The organism is Acidiphilium sp. MT5 (assembly GCF_054767495.1).
In genome coordinates, this window is sequence record NZ_BAABMR010000005.1 from 48,773 (window position 1) to 71,793 (window position 23,021).

Annotated in this window: 16 protein-coding genes; 8 read left to right on the top strand and 8 right to left on the bottom strand. The window is 60.3% G+C overall.

The window, feature by feature from the left end:
• Positions 1–10: 10 nt before the first annotated feature.
• The 5 genes from odhB to zapE all read right to left on the bottom strand — a co-directional run bounded on the left by odhB (position 11) and on the right by zapE (position 7,869).
• Positions 11–1,231, bottom strand: coding sequence for a 2-oxoglutarate dehydrogenase complex dihydrolipoyllysine-residue succinyltransferase (odhB, locus tag ACYUCQ_RS06975; protein ID WP_460253797.1), 1,221 nt, complete (start codon positions 1,229–1,231; stop codon positions 11–13).
• Between the two features lie 19 nt (positions 1,232–1,250).
• The gene (locus tag ACYUCQ_RS06980; RefSeq protein WP_460253798.1) at positions 1,251–4,100 is read right to left on the bottom strand and encodes a 2-oxoglutarate dehydrogenase E1 component; all 2,850 of its coding nucleotides are present in this window, start codon (positions 4,098–4,100) and stop codon (positions 1,251–1,253) included.
• Between the two features lie 233 nt (positions 4,101–4,333).
• Positions 4,334–5,209: a succinate--CoA ligase subunit alpha gene (sucD, locus tag ACYUCQ_RS06985; protein ID WP_460253799.1), complete on the bottom strand. Its 876-nt coding sequence runs from the start codon at positions 5,207–5,209 to the stop codon at positions 4,334–4,336.
• Positions 5,209–6,405, bottom strand: coding sequence for an ADP-forming succinate--CoA ligase subunit beta (sucC, locus tag ACYUCQ_RS06990; protein ID WP_460253800.1), 1,197 nt, complete (start codon positions 6,403–6,405; stop codon positions 5,209–5,211). Before sucC ends, sucD begins: the two co-directional genes overlap by 1 nt.
• Before the next feature lie 312 nt (positions 6,406–6,717).
• Positions 6,718–7,869, bottom strand: coding sequence for a cell division protein ZapE (gene zapE, locus ACYUCQ_RS06995; RefSeq protein ID WP_460253801.1), 1,152 nt, complete (start codon positions 7,867–7,869; stop codon positions 6,718–6,720).
• Between the two features lie 187 nt (positions 7,870–8,056).
• On the opposite strand from zapE, the gene ACYUCQ_RS07000 reads away from it, so the two are divergent.
• The 7 genes from ACYUCQ_RS07000 (at position 8,057) to ACYUCQ_RS07030 (ending at position 17,932) form a co-directional block, all read left to right on the top strand.
• Entirely contained in the window at positions 8,057–9,706 is a 1,650-nt protein-coding gene (locus ACYUCQ_RS07000) for an amidase (RefSeq protein ID WP_460253802.1), read from the top strand.
• Positions 9,707–9,717: 11 nt separating this feature from the next.
• Positions 9,718–13,455: a glycoside hydrolase family 99-like domain-containing protein gene (locus tag ACYUCQ_RS07005; RefSeq protein WP_460253803.1), complete on the top strand. Its 3,738-nt coding sequence runs from the start codon at positions 9,718–9,720 to the stop codon at positions 13,453–13,455.
• A gap of 78 nt (positions 13,456–13,533) precedes the next feature.
• On the top strand, positions 13,534–14,589 hold the full coding sequence (gene rfbB, locus ACYUCQ_RS07010) for a dTDP-glucose 4,6-dehydratase (RefSeq protein WP_460253804.1): 1,056 nt from the start codon (positions 13,534–13,536) through the stop codon (positions 14,587–14,589).
• A gap of 46 nt (positions 14,590–14,635) precedes the next feature.
• Entirely contained in the window at positions 14,636–15,514 is an 879-nt protein-coding gene (gene rfbA, locus ACYUCQ_RS07015; RefSeq protein ID WP_460253805.1) for a glucose-1-phosphate thymidylyltransferase RfbA, read from the top strand.
• Entirely contained in the window at positions 15,511–16,068 is a 558-nt protein-coding gene (gene rfbC / locus ACYUCQ_RS07020) for a dTDP-4-dehydrorhamnose 3,5-epimerase (protein ID WP_460253806.1), read from the top strand. The genes rfbA and rfbC overlap by 4 nt, the downstream gene beginning before the upstream one ends.
• The gene (gene rfbD, locus ACYUCQ_RS07025; protein WP_460253807.1) at positions 16,068–16,991 is read left to right on the top strand and encodes a dTDP-4-dehydrorhamnose reductase; all 924 of its coding nucleotides are present in this window, start codon (positions 16,068–16,070) and stop codon (positions 16,989–16,991) included. Before rfbC ends, rfbD begins: the two co-directional genes overlap by 1 nt.
• A gap of 17 nt (positions 16,992–17,008) precedes the next feature.
• Positions 17,009–17,932 carry a glycosyltransferase gene (locus ACYUCQ_RS07030; protein WP_460253808.1) on the top strand — a complete coding sequence of 308 codons (924 nt, stop codon included), beginning with the start codon at positions 17,009–17,011 and terminating at the stop codon, positions 17,930–17,932.
• 39 nt (positions 17,933–17,971) lie between these two features.
• Here the strand turns inward: ACYUCQ_RS07030 and ACYUCQ_RS07035 are convergent, their stop codons facing one another.
• Genes ACYUCQ_RS07035 through ACYUCQ_RS07045 form a run of 3 tightly spaced genes read right to left on the bottom strand, consistent with a single transcriptional unit; the run spans position 17,972 to position 21,845 of the window.
• Positions 17,972–19,405: an aldehyde dehydrogenase family protein gene (locus tag ACYUCQ_RS07035; RefSeq protein WP_460253809.1), complete on the bottom strand. Its 1,434-nt coding sequence runs from the start codon at positions 19,403–19,405 to the stop codon at positions 17,972–17,974.
• 58 nt (positions 19,406–19,463) lie between these two features.
• Positions 19,464–21,446 (bottom strand): hypothetical protein, encoded by a 1,983-nt coding sequence (locus ACYUCQ_RS07040; protein ID WP_460253810.1) that lies wholly within the window; start codon positions 21,444–21,446, stop codon positions 19,464–19,466.
• Positions 21,447–21,473: 27 nt separating this feature from the next.
• A complete protein-coding gene (locus ACYUCQ_RS07045; RefSeq protein WP_460253811.1) occupies positions 21,474–21,845 on the bottom strand; it encodes a YraN family protein in 372 nt (123 codons plus the stop codon).
• 271 nt (positions 21,846–22,116) lie between these two features.
• On the opposite strand from ACYUCQ_RS07045, the gene ACYUCQ_RS07050 reads away from it, so the two are divergent.
• A complete protein-coding gene (locus ACYUCQ_RS07050; RefSeq protein ID WP_460253954.1) occupies positions 22,117–22,995 on the top strand; it encodes a helix-turn-helix domain-containing protein in 879 nt (292 codons plus the stop codon).
• Positions 22,996–23,021: the final 26 nt, after the last annotated feature.

Genomic DNA, 23,021 nt, shown 5'->3' on the forward strand with positions numbered 1-23,021 from the left:
AATACGCTCCTCAGATTTCCAGCATCAAACGACGAGGATCTTCAATGCTCTCTTTAACACGCACCAGGAACGACACCGCCTCACGACCGTCAATGATACGGTGATCATACGACACCGCCAAATACATCATGGGCCGAATTTCGACCTTGCCCGCAACCGCAACCGGGCGGTCCTGGATTTTATGCATGCCCATAATCGCCGATTGCGGCGGGTTGATAATCGGGGTGGACATCAGCGAACCAAACACGCCGCCATTGGTAATCGAGAAGCTGCCCCCGGCGAGATCCTCAAGCTTGAGGGCCCCATCACGCGCCCGCTTGCCAAATTCAGCAATCGCCGCCTCGATTTGTGGAAAGCTGAGCGTGTCGGCGTCACGCAACACCGGCACCACCAAGCCATTCGGGCTGCTCACCGCAATGCCCATATTCACAAAGTTTTTGTAAACAATGTCATCGCCATCGATCTCGGCATTCACGGCGGGGAACTCACGCAAAGCCGCCACACAAGCTTTGACAAAAAAGCTCATGAAGCCAAGCCGCACACCTTTATGCTTTTTCTCGAAAGCGTCTTTATACTCGGCGCGCAGCGCCATCACCGCACTCATATCCACTTCGTTGAACGTGGTCAGCAACGCGGCGGTGTTTTGCGCTTCCTTCAACCGGGCCGCGATGGTCCGGCGCAAACGGGTCATCTTCACCCGCTCTTCACGCACATCCGCCGTCCGCGCAGCCTTGGGGGCTGTCATGGCTGGCGCCGCTGCGGGCTTGTCAAGGAAGGCCAGCACATCGCCTTTGGTAATCCGGCCATCTTTGCCCGAGCCTGCGCCAATGCGCTCAGCGCTCAGCTTCTGCTCGGTCATCATTTTTTGGGCAGCCGGCAATGGCGCATGATACCCCCGTGCCACCGGCCCGGAAGGCGGCGGCGGCGCATTAACCCCGCTCGGCGGATTGGCGGCAGGCGGCGCGGCTTTGGGCGCTGGCGTTCCCGCACCTTCACCCGCCGCAATTGAACCCAGCAAACTACCGACTTCGACTTCCGCCCCTTCATCGGCGGCAATCGCTTCAATCACGCCCGCAGCCGGCGCGTTGACCTCAACCGTCACCTTATCGGTTTCCAACTCAACAATCGGCTCATCGCGCTCAACCCGCTCGCCCGGCTTTTTCATCCAGCGCGCAACCGTCGCGGTGGTAACCGATTCGCCTAACGCCGGCACTTTGATTTCGGTGGACATGGTCTCTCCTGTTCGCGCGCTATACGCCTAACGCTTGTTTCACGAGTGCGGCCTGCTCGGCGGCATGGGTCTTGGCCAAACCGGTCGCGGGGCTCGCCGCGCATTTGCGGCCCACATAGCTTGGCCGCGTCGCCACCATTGCACCGCCCATACAGCTCAACACCTGCTCAATCCGGCGGTCAACAAAATGCCAACCGCCCATATTCTCGGGCTCTTCCTGGCACCAAATCACCTCGGCATGGCGATAAAGTTCAATGGCCATTTTGAGCGATTTTTTCGGGAACGGATAAAATTGCTCTAACCGAACAATCGCAACATCCTGGATACCACGGTCACGCCGCTCGGCCAGCAAATCGTAATAAACCTTACCCGAGCAAATCACCACGCGCTTGACTTTGTCCGGTGCGCCGATCGCATCGATCTCTGGGATGACGGTGCGGAACGCCGACCCGTTGCTCATCTCCTCCAGGTTGGAGACCGCAAGCTTATGACGCAGCAATGATTTCGGCGTCATAATCACCAAGGGTTTGCGGAAATTACGCTTGAGTTGGCGGCGCAGCGCATGAAAATAATTCGCAGGCGTGGTGATATTGCACACCGCCATGTTATTTTCCGCGCAAAGTTGCAAAAACCGCTCTGGCCGCGCTGATGAATGTTCAGGCCCCTGCCCTTCATAACCATGCGGCAATAACAAGGTCAGCCCCGACATGCGCAGCCATTTGCTTTCGCCCGCCGCAATGAACTGATCGATAATCACCTGCGCGCCATTGGCAAAATCGCCAAACTGGCCTTCCCACAACACCAAGGTATGGGGATCGGCCACCGAGTAGCCATATTCAAAACCGAGAACCCCAGCCTCTGACAACAGCGAATTGAAAATTTCGATTTTCGCTTGGTTCTCGCTGATATTATTCAGCGGCACATATTCATGCTGATTGGTTTGATCGATCAACACCGCATGACGCTGGCTGAACGTGCCGCGTTGGCAATCTTCGCCAGACAAGCGCACGCGATGGCCTTCCAGCAACAGCGAGCCAAAGCCCAAGGCCTCGCCGGTTGCCCAATCAATGCCCTCGCCGGTCTCAATCATCACCCGCTTGGCTTCAAGTTGCCGCGCAATCTTCGGGTTCAAATCCAAATCAGCCGGCGCATGCGCTAATGCCTGGCCAATCTCGCGCAGCGTCTCCAGCGCAATCGCCGTCGGTTCCTCAGTCTCGCCATCTTCATCGCGCGCCGAGTTCAAGCCGGCCCAATGCCCTTCTAACCAATCGGCCTTGTTCGGCTTATAGCCGGTCGCATCCTTATAGGCCGCCTCAAGCGTGTCGGAGAAATCCTGATTGAGTTTCTCGGCGTCCGCGGCACTCACGGTGCCTTCCGCCGCCAGCCGTTCGGCATAGAGTGTGCGGGTGGTTTTGCGCGCACGGATCGCTTGATACATCAGCGGCTGGGTGAAGGCTGGCTCGTCGGTCTCGTTATGGCCATGACGCCGATAACAAACCAGATCAATCACCACATCGACAGCAAATTGCTGGCGAAATTCCGTGGCCAGGCGAGCAACAAACACCACCGCCTCAGGATCATCGCCATTGACATGGAAAATCGGCGACTGCACGGATTTAGCCACATCGGTGCAATATAGCCCCGAATAAGCATGCGCCGGCACTGTGGTGAAGCCGATTTGGTTATTCACCACCACATGCACCGTACCGCCGGTGCGATACCCGATCAACTGGCTCATCGCCAGCGTCTCATACACCAATCCCTGCCCAGCAAAGGCCGCATCGCCATGCATCAAAATCGCCATCACCGAACGCCGGCCCCGCGTGTCCCCGGCCATATCTTGCCGCGCACGCACCTTGCCAACCACCACCGGGTCCACCGCCTCAAGATGCGAGGGGTTCGGCTGTAACGAGAGATGCACCTGATTACCGTCAATCGACACATCCGTTGACGTACCCAAATGATATTTCACGTCGCCCGAGCCTTGCACCGCATCGGGCTTGAAGCTCTCGCCGCCAAATTCGGAAAACAGCGCGGTGAACGGCTTTTTCACCACATTGGCCAAAGTGCTCAACCGGCCACGATGCGGCATACCAATCGCCACTTCCCGCACCCCATCGCGCGCCGCCGTCGCGATAATTTCGTGCAACGCCGGGATCGTGCTTTCGCCGCCCTCAAGTCCAAACCGCTTGGTGCCGACATAACGCCGTTGGCAAAAGCTCTCGAACCCTTCAGCCTCGGTCAGATGCTGTAAAATGGTGCGCTTTTGCTCAGGCGCGAAAAAGTTGCGCCATGGTGCGCCCTCAATCCGCCGCTGGATCCAGGATTTTTGCTCAGGGTCCTGAATATGCATGAACTCAACGCCAATTTTGCCGCAATAGCTTTCGCGCAAAATGCCAATAATTTCCCGCATCGTCGCGGTTTCGCGGCCCAGCACCATATCGATGAAAATCGGCCGGTCCATGTCAGCCTCGGTAAACCCGTAGCTGGCCGGATCAAGCTCAGGATGATGGCCCGGCTGTTTCAGCCCCAGCGGGTCAAGGTCCGCTTCGAGATGCCCGCGCACCCGGTAGGCGCGAATAAACATCAACGCCCGGATGGAATCGATCGTGGTCTGCCGCGAGGCCGCACCGCTAAACGCAACCGGGGCAGACTTCGCTTCGCTCTCAAACTGCGTTGGGCGCGGCGCCCAAGACGCCCCCATCGCATCGGTCAGCACCGATTTCGCTTCATCGCCCAGCGAGGCGAACAACGCGGCAAAATCCCGATCAACCGTGTCAGGAGCCTCAACCCATTTGGCATAAAGATTGGCAATGAACGCGGCATTGCCGCCATTCATCGCAGTCGCCAAAACATCCATACCCGCCATGATCATAATCCTTTGGGTCGCTTTAACCCACCGATGCTATAGCCTCAAAACAGCACGCCGTTAACCGATCGTCAGATAACGGCGCGGAGCAAACAGCCAGTCAGCAAACGCGTCAACCTGACGCGCTTGCCTTTAGTTCAAGTCAAACCCAAATTGCACCGTCTCCGCAAGCTGCTGGGATGCTTTATTTGCATAAGCCCCAACCAGATAGGCACAAAATATTACCAACAACTTTACCCGCGCAACGCTTTAACCATGGTCGAGCCAAGCGACGCCGGGCTGTCCGCCACGTGAATGCCCGCCAGCTTCATCGCCTCGATTTTCGCGCCCGCCGTGTCGCGCCCACCCGAAATCACCGCACCGGCATGGCCCATGCGCCGACCCGGCGGCGCGGTCACACCCGCGATAAATCCAACCACCGGCTTTTTCACTTTATGCCGTGCCAGGAATTCCGCGGCATCAATCTCGCTTTGCCCACCAATTTCACCGATCATAATCATCGCTTCGGTCTCGGCATCGGCCAAAAACAACTCCAGCACCTCAATGAAATCCAGCCCCTTCACCGGATCGCCGCCAATCCCAACGCAGGTGGATTGACCCAGCCCCGCCGCCGTAGTCTGCGCCACCGCCTCATAGGTGAGCGTGCCCGAGCGCGAAACAATGCCAACTTTGCCGCGCCGGTGAATATGGCCCGGCATAATGCCAATTTTACACGCATCCGGGGTGATCACGCCGGGGCAATTCGGCCCCACCAGGATCGATTTCGAACCGCTCAACGCCCGATGCACCCGCACCATATCCAGCACCGGAATCCCCTCGGTGATGCACACGATCAGCGGAATTTCCGCATCAATCGCCTCCAGAATGGCATCCGCCGCGAAAGGCGGCGGCACATAAATCGCGCTGGCATCCGCCCCCGTCGCCTCACGCGCCGCGGCAACCGTGTCAAACACCGGCAAATCGAGATGCCGCGTGCCGCCCTTGCCGGGCGTGACCCCGCCCATCACCTTGGTGCCGTAGGCAATCGCCTGCTCAGAGTGAAAAGTGCCCTGCGCGCCGGTAAAACCTTGGGTAATCACGCGGGTTTCAGCATTCACGAGAATAGCCATTATGCGGCCTCCTTCACAGCGGCGACAATTTTCTGTGCAGCGTCCGCCAGATTATCGGCTGCGATGATCGGCAGCCCTGATTTCGAGAGAATATCCTTGCCGAGTTGCACATTCGTGCCCTCCAGCCGAACCACCAACGGCACCGACAACGACACTTCCCGCGCCGCCGCCACCACGCCCTCGGCAATCACATCGCACCGCATGATGCCACCGAAAATATTGACCAAAATACCTTCAACATTGGCATCCGATAGAATGATCTTGAACGCCGCCGTCACCCGCTCCTTGGTCGCCCCACCGCCCACATCAAGGAAATTGGCCGGTGCTGCGCCATAGAGCTTGATGATATCCATCGTCGCCATCGCGAGACCCGCGCCATTGACCATGCAGCCAATCGAGCCATCGAGCGCCACATAATTCAGACTATGCTTGGTCGCCTCCAGCTCCTTGGGATCTTCCTCAGACTCATCGCGCAATTTTTCCAAATCCGGATGCCGATAGAGCGCATTGTCATCGAAACTGACCTTGGCATCGAGTGCCACGACATCACCCGCCCCCGTCACCACCAGCGGATTAATTTCGACAATGGCACAATCAAGCGCGATGAACGCCTTGTACATCGCGTTGACAAATTTGCCGAAGGATTTCTGCTGGTTCGCATCAAGCCCCAGCGCGAACGCCAGCTTGCGCGCATGAAATCCGGAAATTCCCGCCGCCGGATCAATGGCCACCCGAATGATTTTCTCGGGGTGATGCTCAGCGACCTCTTCAATCTCCATCCCACCTTCGGTCGAGGCCATGATCACCACCTCGGAAACTGACCGATCAACCAGCAGCGACAAATACAGCTCACGCTTGATATCGCAGCCCGCCTCGACATAAACCCGCCGCACCACGCGCCCGGCCGGCCCGGTTTGCTTGGTCACCAGCGTCTGGCCCAGCATCGCCCCCGCCACCGCCGCCGCCTCATCCGCCGAACGGGTCAAACGCACACCGCCCTTACCCTGCGGATCGTCCTTGAAATGCCCCGCCCCCCGGCCACCGGCATGGATTTGCGACTTCACCACATAGACCGGACCAGGCAGTTTCGCTGCCGCCTGTGCCGCCTCTTCGGCGCTCCAGGCCACATAGCCGTCGAGCACAGCGACGCCATAGGATTTGAGCAGTTCCTTGGCTTGATATTCATGGATATTCATGGGTTCTCCGCACGGTTACGAGCCGCTGGTTAGGCCTTGGGTGATGGGGAATGATCGACGGTCCGGCACGCTAACGGCAAGCCCGAACAGCCATGTCCAAGCAGGCCGCCGCGCAAAAACCAGGATGCGGGCCAACGGCGAACAGGGCGCCGGTTGATTGTGCCGAATATATGCGTCTAAACGCATTCAAATTGGCCCTTTAACATGTTGATTGAGCTTCAAAAAGTGAAAGAACTCACAGTCATCAGCACGATCATTTCGAACCAGTTCGCTCTAGACCATCGCCTAGCGCCGCGCAACCGCCCGAACCCTTCATGGCAGATGTGCCAAGCCGCCATAGGTCGCGCTGCGCATTTCTTCGAGTCGCGAAACCGTGCGCTCAAAAATCGCCACACCATCCCCCGCTACATAGAGCGAGGCCGGCTCCGCCGCCGCCGAGGCGTATAATTTCACCCGATGCTCATAGAGCGCGTCGATCAAGGTGATGAACCGCCGGGCCTCGTCAAAATTATCCGGCGTGAGGATCGGCACTGCATCGATCAAAACCGTGTGAAACTGCGTGGCAATCGCCAAATAATCTCCCGAACCGAGATTTTGCGCACATAAAGCTGAAAAATCGAACCGCGCCACACCCGCCGCCGATAGCGGGATCGGCAATTGCCGACCAAAAACGGTAATCGTCTTCGCGCGCGGCATGGTATCGCCGATCAAATCAGCAAATACCGCATCGAGCGCGCGTTCAGCCTCGCCATCGGCTGGCACCAACCAGGTCTTCACCGTGCTCAGCAGCTCACGCCGATAATCGCGCGCCGCATCCAGCACGAGAACATCAAGGTGGCGCTTCAGCAGCGCTATAAACGGCTGGAGGGTCTCATAGCCCGGTTTGCCGCGAAATAAATCATCGGGCAGCGTGTTCGAGGTCGCGACCATCACCACCGCACGATCGAACAAAGCCTGAAACAGCCGCGCCAAGATCGTGCCGTCGCCGATATCGTGGATCTGAAACTCGTCAAAACAGAGCAAAGCCGATTCGGCGGCGATCAGGTCCGCCAGAGCCACCATCGGGTCGGCATCCGGAGCCTCCACTTGCAACTGATGCAAGCGCGCATGGGTTTCCTGCATGAATTGATGAAAATGCACCCGCCGCTTGCGCGGCACATCGGCAGCCTCGAAAAACAAATCCATCAACATCGATTTGCCGCGACCAACCTCGCCAACCAAATACAAGCCCGAGGGATAATCCACCGGCATTTCATCCACCCGCCGCTTATTGAGCAAACGGCCCAGCCAGCCATTGGCCGGGGCTTTGGGTTGCGGATCATATTGCAGCAGGCGTCGCCACAAGCGATCAAGCTGCTCCGCCGCAAGCCGCTGCGCCGGATCAGCCGCAAGCCGCCCGGCGCCGATCATCGCACGATATCGGCTGAGAACACTCTCGCCACTGGCGGCGGCGCTACCATCCACGATCAACACTCCCCGCAGCACAATTGAGCGTCTGCACGCATCCCGAGGCGCGGCTTAGCGCGGCACTTGTCGCAGTGCAACATCACGCTTTGATCCAATCATGGCGGCCCAATTGTCCACGCCGAGCAGGGCGCTATTCTGGTGAATAAGGATGCGCTATGTCGAGCGACCTTCAGGGAGAGCCAGTTTGAACCCGCCAGAATCGCCCAAACCACCTTTTTGCCACCTCACCGACATCGAAGACGCCGAGCGGATTTTAGGCGTGCGCTATACCGAGGCCGAGCGAAAATTGATGCAGGTTGGCCTCGCCGAGCAAACCGCCCTCGCCCATGCCCGTCGCCATTATCGGCTCGATCCCGAATTAGCCCCGGCCACCCGGTTCGATCCTCGGCTACGCCCCTTCACCCGGCGCGATCCTGGCGCGCTGGTCTTGGCCACCACCACCGCCACCGCCCTGCCCGCCCAGGATGACGCCATCGCCTTCGCGCCGGTCACGGCGCAAATCTCCTGGCTTCGCGCCGGCGTGCTCAGCGCGCGGCGCTTGACCGAAATCTATCTCGCCCGCATCGCCGCGCATAACCCGCAATTACAGTGCTATGCCCGCCTGAATCAGGCCGCCTTGGCCCGCGCCGATGAACTCGATGCGATGGCCGCGCAGGGGCGCTGGGCCGGCCCGCTCCATGGCATCCCTTATGGCTGCAAAGACATTATCGATACCGCAGGCTTGGTGACCGATTGGGGGGCCGAACCTTATCGCGACCGCATGCCCACGCAGGATGCGGTGGTGGTACGCCGACTCGCGCAAGCCGGCGCGATCTTGCTTGGCAAAACCAGCGTCGGCGCGCTCGCCTATGGCGATCTCTGGTTTGGTGGGCGCACCCGCAATCCGTGGAATCTCGAAGAAGGATCGTCCGGCTCCTCAGCCGGCTCCGCCGCCGCCACCGCTGCGGGCTTGTGCGGATTTTCGCTCGGCACCGAAACCTATGGCTCGATCGTCTCGCCCTCCACACGCTGCGGCACGGTCGGCCTGCGCCCCAGCTTTGGGCGCGTCGCCCGCACCGGCACCATGGCGCTCTGCCCCAGCCTTGATAAAATCGGCCCGATCTGCCGCAGCGTTGATGATACGGCCTTGATCCTCTCGGTGATCAATGGTGCCGATGATCATGACCCCGCGAGCCTCGCGATCAGCTTCGGCGGCGATTGTGCCGCGCCGTGCAGCGGGTTACGCGTTGGCTATATCGCAGCGGATTTCGAGGCCGAGGGCGCTCGCCCCGAAGACCGGCTGATGCTGGATCATTGCCGCACGCTGGGTGTGACCTTAATCGAGCGCACCCGCGATGATCTGCCTTATGATAGTCTGGTATCAATCCTGATGGCCGAAGCCGCCGCCTCGTTCGAAGAGCTAACTTTGAGTGATCGCGATGATCAGCTCACCTGGCAATCGGCGGATGCCTGGCCCAACCAATTCCGCATGGCGCGGTTTCTCTCCGCTGTCGATCATGTGCAGCTCGATCGGCTGCGGCGTCGCGCGATGATCGCCATCGATGCGGTGATGCGCGATATCGATGTGCTGATCGGCCCCAGCTTCGCCGGCCCGATGCTCGCCGCAACCAATTTCACCGGCCATCCCTGCCTGTGCCTGCCCAATGGTTTCATCGAGATGCGCAGCCGAACCGACGATGAACCAACCCCATCAACCAACCCGCCCCCCGCAACGCACCGCGTGCCCCACTCGATCAGCCTGTGGGGGCGCTTGTTTGAAGAAGCCCCAATCCTCAGCCTCGGCCGCGCGCTCGCGCAATCTCTATCGCTCGATCTGCGCCCGCCGGGATTCTAATCATGGATCCTATGCCCGACCTGGACCGCGCTTACGCGTTGCTGCAAGACTCCCCCTTGTTCGATGCCGCGTATTATCGCCGCCAAAACGCGGATATTCCATCGGACATCGACCCAATTACGCATTTCTGCCAATCGGGCTGGCGCGAGGGGCGCTACCCCAACCCGTATTTCGACCCGGCCTTCTACCAGCGAACCAATCCAGACATCGCCCGCGCCGAAATTAACCCGCTGGTGCATTATCTGGAGTTCGGCGACCGCGAAGGGCGTCTTCCATCGGCGCGGTTCGATCCCGCCTGGTATCGCGATCAATATGGTCTCGGCGCAGATTCCAACGCCCTGGCCGATTTTCTAGAACGGCGCCATTCCGGCAAAGTCAGCCCGGTGCCATTATTCGATCCAACATGGTATCTGGACCGCAACCCCGATGTCGCGGCCAGCCGAACCGATCCGTTCGAGCATTTTTGCGCATTCGGCGTAATCGAGGGGCGCGACCCCTCCCCCGATTTCGACGTGAAATTCTACCGCACCCGCTATGCCAGCGAGCTGGGCGGCGAAAATCCGCTTTTGCATTACCTCGCGCACCGCCAGCACGGTTTCCTGCCGCTACGCCCGCGCGCCGAACAGCTCATCGCCGGCGCCGTGCGCGCCGCAACCCGCCCCGGCCCCAATTTCGAGACGGTGCAGCCCATCCCTGCCAGCGCGCCGCGTCAAGCGATGCTGCTGGCTTATTACCTGCCGCAATTTCATCCGATCCCCGAAAATGATTCCTGGTGGGGCACCGGCTTCACCGATTGGACCAATCTCGCCCGCGCAACACCGCGCTTTTATGGCCATTATCAACCCCGCATCCCGCGCGATCTCGGCTTCTACGCGCTCGATGATGATCGCACGCTGCGTCGCCAAATCGCCCTCGCCCGTGGTGCCGGCATCGCGGGGATGGTGTTCTATTATTATTGGTTCAACGGCCATCGCCTGCTGCAGCGCCCGCTTGAACAATTTCTCGCCGAGCGCGACCTCGATCATCAATTTTGCCTAATGTGGGCCAATGAAAACTGGACCCGCCGCTGGGATGGCTTGTCGCGCGAAGTGCTGATTGAGCAGGATTATCGTGATGAGGACGATATCGCCCTGATCGATGATTTCGCCCGCCATTTCGCCGATCCGCGCTATATCAGGCTCGAAGGTCGCCCCTTGTTGATGGTGTATCGCGCCGCCCTGATCCCCGATGCCGCTGGCTCCATCGCACGCTGGCGCGCCTTGTTCGCCGAACGTCATGGCGAAAACCCGATCATGATGATGGCGCAAAGTTTCCATGATTATGACCCCAAACCCTATGGTCTGGATGGCGCGGTTGAGTTTCCGCCTCACAAATTGATCGTCGAGATTCCCAAAATCAACGCACGCTTGGATCGTTTCGACCCCGAGTTTGATGCCGATGTCTATGATTATAACGATGTCATCACCGCCTCACTCAATGCGCCGGACCCTGATTACCCCCTGATCCGCACCGCCGTTCCCGGCTGGGATAATGATCCGCGCCGCGAAGGTCATGGCGTGGTGCTGCACCAAGCGACCCCCTCCGCCTATCAGCGCTGGCTAACCAGCCTGATTGAGCGCGCCCGCGCCACACCGGTCTTTGGCCAACCCATCGTGTGCATCAATGCGTGGAATGAATGGGCAGAAGGCGCCTATTTGGAACCGGATTTGCATTTTGGTGCCGCGTTTTTGAACGCCACCGGGCGCGCCGCCATCGGCGAAACCGACCCCGCCCAAGCGCGTCAAATGCTGCTGATCGGCCATGACGCGCTGGTGCATGGCGCGCAGCTTCTGCTCCTGCATATCGCCCGCGCCTGGCGCCGCGCGCACGGTATCGCGCCCCGGATCATCCTGCTCGGCGGCGGCCCGTTGGTCGATGCGTATCAAAGCGAAGGATCGGTCACTCTGGTCAATAGCGAGGCGGCGCTGCAAAAGCTGGTGGCAAGTTTGGCCACCCAGGGCATCACCCATGCGCTGGTCAATTCGGCGGCGGCGGCACGGGTTTGTCAGGAGCTCGCCCGCCATGGCATCGAAGCAACCCTGCTGATCCATGAAATGCCGCGCTTGATCCAGGAAAAATCGCTGCGCGGCGATTTGCGCCTCGGCTTCGCCCAAGCCGCGCGGGTGGTGTTCTCCTCATCCTATGTGCGTGACCTGCTCGATCAATCGATCGATGTGAAGCCGCGCGCCAGCCATATCTTGCCACAGGGCAATTACCAGCGCGTCGCCTTTTCGCCGGAGGCGCGTGCCGCGTTCCGCGCCAAGCTCGGCCTGACTGAGACCGATTACATGGTGCTCGGTGTCGGCTTTGCCGATTTGCGCAAAGGGTTTGATCTGTTTTTGCATATCGCCCGGCAGTTGCTGGCGTCGCGCCCCGACATCCATTTCGTCTGGATGGGTGAGATGCATCTCTGGACCCGCGATTATCTGTGCGCAGAAATCACCACCCTCACCGCAACTGGGCGGTTTCATCGGCTGGAATTCGAGAATGACGTCATGCCAGCCTACGCCGCCGCCGATATTTACGCGCTCACCTCGCGCGAAGACCCGCTGCCCAGCACGGTCATCGAAGCACTGGCCGCCGGCGTGCCCAGCGTCGCGTTTGAGGGCGCGGGCGGCATCCCTGATCTGTTACGCAGCACCGCAACCGGGCGCATCATCGCCGCCGGCGACCTCGCAGGCTTTGCCGAGGCCCTATCAACCCTCTGCGATCACGCCGCATTGGCCGCAGACCGCGAGCGCCTCGCCGCCATCGCCGCCGAGCGCTTCGATTTCGCCCGCTACGCCCAAAATCTACTCAACTTGGCCCGCCCAGACATCGTGCCGATTGGCTGCGCGGTGCCGAACTATAATTACGGTCATTATCTGCCCGAGCGACTCAACTCGATTTTTGCGCAAACCTACCCGCTTGCGAACATCGTGATGCTCGATGACGCCTCGAGTGACAATTCTATTGCGATAGCAGAACATCTTGCCACCGAGCGCAAGCGCGATTTAAGCATCCATCGCAACCCAACCAATTCCGGCTCGGTATTCGCCCAATGGCGGCGCGCCGCAGCTTTGTGCGATGCCGAGTATATCTGGATCGCCGAAGCCGATGATAGCGCGCAGCCGCAATTCCTCGCCCGGCTCGCCGCCGCCTTGCGCCAACACCCGGATGCGGTGATGGCCATCAGCGATGCCTGCGCGATTGATGAGCACGGCGCGGTAATCATGCCCGATTATCAGCGTTATTTCACCGAGGCCGGCGCCCCGGAACTCTCGCGCTTTGGCCGGTTCGCGGCGCGTGACTTCGCCCAGCGTTTCCTCGCCGAGCGCAACCTGATCCTGAATGTAAGCGGCGTGCTGATGCGCAAAGACGCGCTCGCCGCCGCCCTGGATCGTATCGGCGCAAGGCTTGGGCAATTCAAACTGGCGGGCGATTGGTTGGTTTATCTCGAAATTCTTGCAGAGTCTGATGGTTGCGTGCTTTTTCTCCCTGAAGCCCTCAATCGTCATCGGCGGCATGCATCCGGCGTCACCCAAAGCCTAGACGCCGCCCGCCATATTGCTGAAATCGCCGCCGTGCAGGAAATTGCCCGCGAGCGGTTGGATTTGGATGCCGGATTTGCGCACCGGCAGCGCGCCTATCGCGACCAGCTCGCGATACAGCTTGGCGTTGAGCAAGCCGCCATCGCACAAGCTGAACACGCATTGCAGAAACCACGATAGGCTGCTTAAAAGACTGTTAATGATAACGGGCGTGCGGCGCGATACCGCTCGCCCTCTCTGAACGAATGCGGGTAGCTCATGAAGGTTTTAATTACCGGTGGTTGTGGCTTTATCGGCTCGGCGGTGATCCGGCATCTGATGTCGCGTCCCGACACCACAATCGTCACCATCGATAAACTGACCTACGCCGCCTCCGAAGCCGCCTTAGGCCCCGCACTGGGCGACCCGCGCCATCATTTGATCCGGGCCGATATCGTCGATTACGCCGCCATGCGCGCCGCCTTCATGTCCCATCAACCGGACATTGTGATGCATCTCGCCGCCGAATCGCATGTTGATCGGTCGATCGATGGCCCGCGCGACTTCATCGAAACCAATATCACCGGCACGTTCGCGCTGCTCGAAGCCGCCCGATCCTATTGGCAGACATTGCCTGATGATCGCCGCGCCGCGTTCCGCTTTCACCATATCTCCACGGATGAAGTGTTCGGCGCCCTCGCCCCGCACGACCCGCCTTTCACCGAAACCACGCCCTATGATCCGCGCAGCCCCTATTCCGCCTCGAAAGCCGCGTCCGATCATTTGGTGCGCGCCTGGTTCCATACATACCGGCTGCCCACTTTGGTCTCGAACACCACCAATAATTACGGCCCGTGGCAATTTCCCGAAAAACTCATCCCGCTGACCATCATCAATGCGCTCGAGGGCAAAGAGTTACCCGTCTATGGCGATGGCACCCAATGCCGCGATTGGCTCTATGTCGAGGATCACGCGACAGCTCTGGTGCGCGTCGCCACCATGGGAATCCCCGGCGAGACCTACGCAATCGGCGCCCGCCAGCCCCGCCGCAATATCGATGTGGTGCGCAGTATTTGCCGCCTGCTCGATGCCAAGCGTCCCGACCCTGCTGGCCCCCGCGAGCGCCTGATCCGCTTCGTCACCGATCGCCCCGGCCATGATTTTCGCTACGAGATCGATCCATCCCACGCGCAAGCCGCTCTGGGTTGGCACGCCGATCATGATTTCGAAACCGGCCTCGCCGCGACCATCGATTGGTATCTCGATCACGAGGCCTGGTGGCAGGCGATTCGCGCCAAGCGCTACGCGGGCAACCGTTTGGGCACAGCAGCATGATCAGCGCATCGGTCGCGGCGATGACGGTTCGGCTAGGAGCAACAAATTGATACAAAAAGGCATCGTTCTCGCGGGCGGCTCAGGAACCAGGCTGCATCCAATCACCGAAGCCGCCTCTAAGCAGCTTTTGCCGGTCTATGACAAGCCGATGGTGTATTATCCGCTCTCCACGCTACTGCTGGCGGGGATCAGGGATATTTTACTGATTTCCACCCCGGCTGACCTCCCGCAATTTCGCCGTTTGCTTGGCGATGGCAGCCAATTTGGCATCACCATCAGCTATGCCGAGCAGGCCAAGCCTGAGGGCATCGCCCAAGCCTTTCTGATCGGCGCGGACTGGCTCGCCGGGCAGCCTTGCGCCTTGGCGCTGGGCGATAATCTGATCCATGGCGATCATCTATCAACCATGCTGCGCGCCGCCGCCGCCCGCCCCAAAGGGGCGACCGTGTTTGCCTATCAAGTGCGCGACCCTGAGCGCTATGGCGTGGTGTCGTTCGATGCTGATGGCCGCGCCATTGATATTGTTGAAAAACCAACCGTTCCCGCCTCGAACTGGGCGGTCACCGGGCTTTATTTCTACGATGAGCGCGTCACCTCCCTGGCCCGCGCCATCCAACCCTCCGGGCGCGGCGAATTGGAAATCACCGATCTCAATCACCGCTATCTCGAAGAAGGCTCCTTGCAGGTCGAACGGCTCGGGCGCGGCACCGCTTGGCTCGATGCCGGCACCCCGGATTCCCTGCTGCAAGCGGCCACGTTCGTGCAAACCATCCAATCGCGGCAAGGCCATCTGGTCGGCTGCCCCGAAGAGGTCGCGTTCCGCATGGGCTTCATCGATGCGGTGGCGCTGCGTCGGCGCGCCGGGCAATTGGGCAAAACCGAACTGGGCCGGATCATGGCCGAAATCGCGGATGGTCACCAATGAACATCGAACCCCTCGCCATCGCCGACGTGCTTCATATCACCCCGGCCCGGTTCGCCGATAACCGAGGCTGGTTCAGTGAAAGCTGGAACCAAGCCAAACTCAAGGCGCAAGGGTTCGATCATCAATTCGTCCAGGATAATCACTCTTATTCCCGTGCGGTCGGCACCATTCGCGGCTTGCACTGTCAAATCGCCCCGTTCGTGCAAGGCAAGCTGGTGCGATGTGTGCGCGGCGCGATCTGGGATGTCGCGGTCGATATCAGGCGCGGCTCACCCACCTATGGAAAATTCGCCGCCGCCGAACTCTCCGCCGATAACGGCGCGCAATTATGGATACCGGGCGGCTTCCTGCACGGATTTTGCACCTTGGCCCCCGATACCGAAGTGATTTACAAAGTGACGAGCGGCTACGACAAAGCCTCAGAACGCGGCGTCATTTGGAACGACCCCGATCTCTCGCTCCCCTGGCCCGTTGCCGCAGACAAAGCTGTCTTGTCGGATAAGGACTTGGTCATGCCAACGCTGGCTCACTGCCCCGATTGGTTTTCGCGCTGATGAGCCCTGAACGGATAAGCGCTGGGCCGCTCCTGATCACCGGCGCCTCCGGCCAGCTTGGTGCGGCCCTGGTCAAAGGCGCGCAAGCCGCCGGGTTGGCCCATCGTGCCGTGCAGCGGCCGGCCTTTGATTTCGACAACCCGGCCTCCATCGGCCAAATCTGCGCCGAAACCAGCCCGTCTTTGATCATCAACGCCGCCGCCTGGACCGCCGTTGACGCCGCAGAAACCAACCAAGCCGCGGCTTGGCGCGCCAACCGTGATGGGCCCGCCATTCTGGCCGCCTACGCCGCCCAACATCAGATCCCGCTGATCCATATTTCAACCGATTACGTGTTCGATGGCAGCAAGGGCGCGCCTTATCACGAGAGCGATGACGTCGCCCCGCTCGGCGTTTACGGCGCGAGCAAAGAGGCCGGCGAACGTGCGGTGCTCAGCGTCAGCGCCCCGTCGATGGTGCTGCGCACCGCCTGGGTGTTCTCCGCCGGGCGCGCCAATTTCGCCCGCACCATGATCGAGGCCGGGCGCAAACGGCCCGAATTGCGCGTGGTGGCGGATCAGCGCGGCACACCCACCGCAGCGCCCGACCTGGCCGCAGCCATTTTACGCATCGTCGCACATATCCAGCGCACCGGCTGGCAGCCAACCTATGGCGGCATTTTCCATGCCACCAATCAGGGTGACACCACATGGCACGGTTTTGCCACGGAAATCTTTGCCCAAGCCGCGCACCATGGCGAAACCGCGCCCAAGATCGTGCCGATCACCACGCAAGAATGGCCCACCCCGGTGCGCCGCCCCGCCGATTCCCGCCTCGATGGTCAAAAGCTCGCCGCGATTTTCGGCATCACGCTCCCCGATTGGCGTGACGCGACCCGCCGGGTGATTGCCGACATGCTCACCCAGCCAGCCAGCGCGCCATGAGCCCCGAGGGAGCCAGCTTGACCGCGCCTGAACCGCGCATCGCAATCTTGCTCTCGACCTTTAATGGCGCACGGTACCTGCCCGAACAGCTCGCCAGCTTCGAGCAGCAAACCTTCGCCGGCTGGCAATTAATCTGGCGCGATGATGGCTCGCAGGATGATACGATTGCAATCATGCGCAATTTCGCCGAACGGCTTGGCGCTGATCGCTGCCGCGAGGCCGCCTGCTCCGGGCCGCATCTGGGCGCCGCGCAAAGTTTTCTCGCACTCCTCCCGGAAGCCGCCCACGCCGATGCCGTCGCCTTCGCCGATCAGGACGATGTTTGGCTGCCCGAAAAACTCGCCCGCGCCGCCTCCTGCCTGCGCCATGCCGGCAACAGCGCTTATTTATACTGCGCGCGACAATATCTGGTCGATGAGCATTTGGCCGGCCGCCGCCTGTCGATCCTGCCCGGCTCGCGGCCCGGTTTCCCGGCCAGCCTCACCCAGAATATCGTGCATGGCAATACGATGGTGATGAACCGCGCCGCCGCCGATTTGGTCGCGCGCCTGCCCGGCCCCGATGGCACCGTGCATGATTGGTGGAGCTATATCGTCGTCACCGCCTGCGGCGGCAAAGTCGAGATCGACCCGGAACCGGTGGTGCTGTATCGCCAGCATAAAAGCAATCTGATCGGCTCTCCACCCTCAACGGCCGCGCGCGCCATCAGCGCAATTCGCCGTGGCCCTGGCAGCTTCATGGCGATGATGCGCCGCCACGTGATCCAACTCAGCAAATTTGGCGAATTCCTCTCCGAAGACGCCCAGCGCGACGTCCGGCGGATCGAACGCGGCCTGCGCGGCGATCTGCCGCGCCGGGTTCACGCCCTCACCTGTCCAGGTCTGCACCGGCAAACCTGGATGGAAAATCTGTTGTTCCGCCTGTGGTTCATGATCGGATAATCATCACCACCTGCGTATCATCTGCGCGGCCCGCTCCCATCAGGTGAAGAACTTCATCGTCAATTTGATCATTTTCCGCACCCGCCCATTATAAGGCGGAAACAGCATCGGCGATGCCGAAAACTGATCGGTCAGCACCGCCCGCTCATGGGAAAAGGCGCGAAACCCGTAATAGCCGTGCGCATTGCCAATGCCCGAATTATTAACACCGCCAAAGGGCAGCTTGGCGTGCAGAAAATGCGTCATCGCCCCATTGATGCACGAACCGCCCGCCGAGGTTTGCTCAATCACCGCATCCGCCTGGGCATGATTTTTGGTGAACATATAAAGCGCCAACGGCTTGGGTTTGGCGTTAATCTCGCGGATCGGCTGGTTGATATCGCGATACGGGCGGATCGGCAGCACCGGGCCAAAAATCTCCTCTTGCATCAACGCCGCCTCATCAGGCACGCCGGTCATCAAGGTCGGCGCAATATAACGCTGCGCCGCATCCGCCGTGCCCCCCGCCACCACAGTCGCGCCGTGGCTCTTGGCGTCAGCAATCAGCGCGTTCACCCGCTGGAAATGCCGATCATTGACGATGCGGCAATAATCGACACTGCTCGCCGCATCGCCATACATCGCGGTGATCGCCGTGCGCGCCGCCTCGATAAATTGCGGTAGCACCGCCTCATGCACATAGGCATAATCCGGCGCGATGCAGGTTTGGCCATTATTGGCAAACTTACCCCAAACGATGCTGCGCGCGGCCTTGGTCAAATTGGCCGTCTCATCGACAATTACCGGCGATTTGCCCCCCAATTCCAGCGTCACTGAGGCTAAATGCCGCGCCGCCGCCGCCATCACAATCTTGCCCACCGCCGGGCTGCCGGTGAAGAAAATATGGTCGAACGGCAAATCAAGCAGCGTGGTGGCAACGCTGGCATCCCCCTCAAACACCGCCACATCCGCCGGCTCGAAGGTGCTCGTGATGATTTTCGCGATTAAGTGCGAGCAATGCGGCGTCAGCTCGGAGGGTTTGACAATCGCCGTGCAGCCAGCAGCAATCGCCGATGCCAGCGGACCAAAAGTCAGGTTGATCGGATAATTCCAAGGCGAAATAATCAACGAAACCCCCTTGGGTTCATGCCGAATTTTCGCCTTGGTGCCCAGCATCGCCGCCGTTGCGGTTACTTTTTGCGGCGCCATCCACCGGCGTAAATGCCGGCAAGTATGGCGGATCTCCGAGAGCACCGGCAGAATTTCCGACAAATCAGCCTCGGCCTCCGGCTTGTGCAAATCTTCCTGCAATGCCGCATAAATCTCGCTCTGATGCGCCAAAATCGCCGCCTCAAGCCGCCGGAGCTGTGCCACACGACTTTCATAGGTCGAGCGCCGCAGCTCAATCGCGCGCGCCTGCTGGGCCTTGAAGGCGCTGTCACAATCCAGCGCCAATGTTGATTGATCGGGCATGATCCGGGGGTTGACGTTCACGGCATCCTCCATCTTCTAAGGTTAATTGCCTCCAGTAAGGCAGACATTCACCAAGCGGTCAATTCTGCGCCTCACGTACGCGAAACGCATCCAGCGAGGGCGATTGGTAGCGCGGCTGCGGCTTGACCGCACTGATCGCGGCCCAATTCTGGTGCAGGAGTGCCACCTTGTCGAACACTGTGGCGAGGTCGGCCATTTCCCGATCAACCCGCTTCTCGAACGATAAATGCCGCAATGATGGCTCACCCGAAATCAACCGCGCCCCCGCCGAAACCCGCAGCCACCCCACCGCGCCACCCGCCGCATCCGCCAGCGCCACCGGCTGACCAATATGGCAAATACGCTGCGCCAGCGCATGCGCCGCCGGATCGCGCAGCCGGTCAAAACACCCCGAACAATCAGCGTTCAGCCATTGATAGATCAGCCGCGCCTCTGCCGGGCCCAGCAGCCGGTCAGGCCGCGCCGGATCACGCACGGCAAACGCAAAAATCATCCGCCGCTCATCCCAAGCGCGCCCGCCACGGCCCTCGCGATCCAGGGGCGGCAAAGGCAGCAATGCCAAACAGCGATGGCGCGCAATCGCTTGATTGACCGTTGCAGCAAACCGATCCAGCAGCGCCGCCTTGCGTTCATCCGGCACGGCGGCAAAAGCCCGCCACTCCGCCAAGGCCGCCCACCAGCGGAGCAATAATCCGTAATTTGCGGTGTCGGGTAAATTCTGCACCGCCCGGCTGCGCCCCGGCCATTCGGCCCGGCCAAAATACGCATCCAGCCCCGCCGGCAACACGCCATGTTCCAGCCGCGCAGCCATCGCGGGCGGCACCAAGGCCGCACCCGCAAAAGGCGGGCCGGTGAGAAACTTCGAGCCGGTCACCAGCACGATGCCATCCAGCGCCAAATAGGCGCAGAGGCGCGATGGCGCGATGCGGAGTTGGCAGGCATCAACAACCAAATCAAAATCGTTGCCAAACCGGGCGCGCAACGCCCGCAATCCCGCCAAGCTTGGTGCCAGCAAGCCGGTTTTTGACAGATCCAACGCATGCAACACTGGACGACGCCCCGCCTCGATCGCCCGGGCAATCGCCTCGGCAACCAAATGCTGCACGAATTCTAACGCCAAGGCCTGGCCCTGTGCATCGCGCAGCGGGATCGACACCAGCTCGGTATCGGCCCGAAACCCTTCAATCGGCGCGGCCTTCGCCACATCATGGCCATTGGCAGTATCAATCGCGAAATGCTGTCCGCGCGCCGCCATCGGCACGCCACTGCCGGTCTCCTCCGGGGCCAGCAAAATTGCGGTTATCGGGCGATCACCCGCACCCAGATGCACAAAGCTGAGCGCCAGCAACTCGCTATCCGTGCCGGATGCCGCGAGCACAATCAGCGTGCTGGTCGGCACCCCCAGGCTCGTGCGAATCCGCCGCCGCATCGAACTGACCGCATGGGCGATCACCCGGCGATTACCGCTATTCAACAAAGCAGCCGTAATCCGCAGCCGCGCTCGATCACCCGCCTGATACCCGCGCTCAGACACCGATGACGCGGTGGAGGAGGCAAAAGTGATCGCCCAAGGCCGTGGCCGATGGCTACACCCATAGCCATTCAGCCCGGTCTGCGGATCGCGCAGCAAGCGCACATCACCGCCTGTCTCCATGATCGACTCGGTGGTGCCCAGCATTAGCCACACACTGCGTAAACGCCCAAGCTCACGCGTGCTCGGTGCGCTAACCCCTACTTGCGGTGCCAACGGTGCCAGCTGCTCCCAAATTTGCCGAAATTCGAAAATCGACGGCACTAAATCCGAGCCTAGCCGCTCCAGCCACCGCAGCGGCGGCAAATTAACGGTCTCCGCCTGCCACGCCATCGCGCTAAAGCGCCCCGCCGCAAAGCCGGCCAGCCCCATTGGCACGCCCTGCTCGACCAAGCGCTGCCATTCGGTTTGCAAGGATTGCATCAACCACGCAGCACGATCGATGGTGCGGAGCTTATCGAGCGATGTTTTCATAGCGCCGATATAAGCAAGCCGCGTCCTGATTGCCATCAATCAGCCCTCCATCGCGCCAGATGGTTAACCAACATCATCGGCCCGAAATGCCGCCGGAAAATGGCTCAACGCCGCCCCGGCCAGCACAATCACATCAAACCGCGTATCAGGCCGCTGCCAGTCCGGATGTTCGGCGAGCAAAATCGTTGCCGCCGCGACCAGCCGCTGCTGCTGTCGGCGCGAAATGGCATCCAGCCCCGCCGCCTCGCTGGCCCGCGCCTTGACCTCGATGAAGGCCAGCACGGTCTCAGTCTGCGCAACCAGATCAATCTCACCGGAGGCTGTGCGCAGTCGCGTGCCGAGAATTTTATATCCATGCTCACTCAGCCACTGCGCGGCGAGCGCTTCGGAGCGCCGCCCCTTGCTCTCAGCCGCCTGCCGCTTTTGGCGCCGCACGGGCGCGATGAGCGCTATCTCGTTGGTTCTCATAACTTTCCGAAAGTTACATAACCCTTATGCAAAAAGATAGAGCGTCGAAAACTTCATATGATATTGCAAAATGCTGCTTTGTCCGATAACAATTCTTGGGATTAGATACACGCATAGCAAAAAACGGAGGATAAGATGGATTTTGCAAATATTTTTGCGATTTGCAAAAAAATGAGATGAAAATTGTATTTTGTCACATCATTCACTATGATGGTTTTTGAGGTAGAGCTTCACCATGATGCAATTTAATGAGATTGGCCATCAAATTCGCGCCTATCGGATGGAATCCGGCCTGAAGGCCGAAGAAATCGCCGCACGTCTCGGCGTCTCCCGCGCGGCCCTGTATCGCTATGAAAAGGGCGAGGTGATCAAGCTCGATACGGTTAAACGCCTGGCAGAATTGCTCAAAATCTCGCCCTTGACCCTGCTCGGCATTGGCGTTGAGTATTTCAGCCGTCCGATCGGGTTTTTGGAGCGCATCCGTCAAATCGAAGAAAGCGCCGATCAAATCCTGGAAATCGCGGGGCCGGTCTCGTTTCTGACCACCTCGGATCAATATGAGGCCGTGGTTGGGCAAATTTTCGAAGAGCTTGCGGATAATGCCGGCTCTGATCGGCTGCTATACCAAGCCTCAGCCGAACAGGTGCTCGGCGCCCTCGCCTCGCGCAAGCGCATGTTCGCCGCCCGCCGTCCATCGGTCATTTCCGTCCTCACGCCCCGCTCACTGCGGCGCTTCGTCTTTGAGGGCATTGGTGGCGCCTTGCCGCTGTCAGAATCCTTGCGCACCCGCTGCCGCGACGTGGCACGGCGTGAGGTCGAGCGTGTGGCCGATCTGGTCGAGAGCGAGCCGATGGGGCTGCAATTCGGCCTGACCCAAGGCGCTGAACCCACCAGCCAGTTCATTTTGCTCCGCGCCCGTGATCGGGCAACGCTCGCGATCAATCCCTTCCCCGCCGATGCGACCCCGAACGCCCAAACTGGCGTCGCGATGATCACCAGCGCTGAAGATGCGTTGCAAACCCATCAGCGCATCGCCGAACAGGCCTGGCGCGATGCCACCAAAGGCGGCGTTGCCGCCCGGCAAATTCGGGAAATTCTGGTCAGCATCAACCGCTGAATTTGTCCCTCGAACAGCTTCCATAA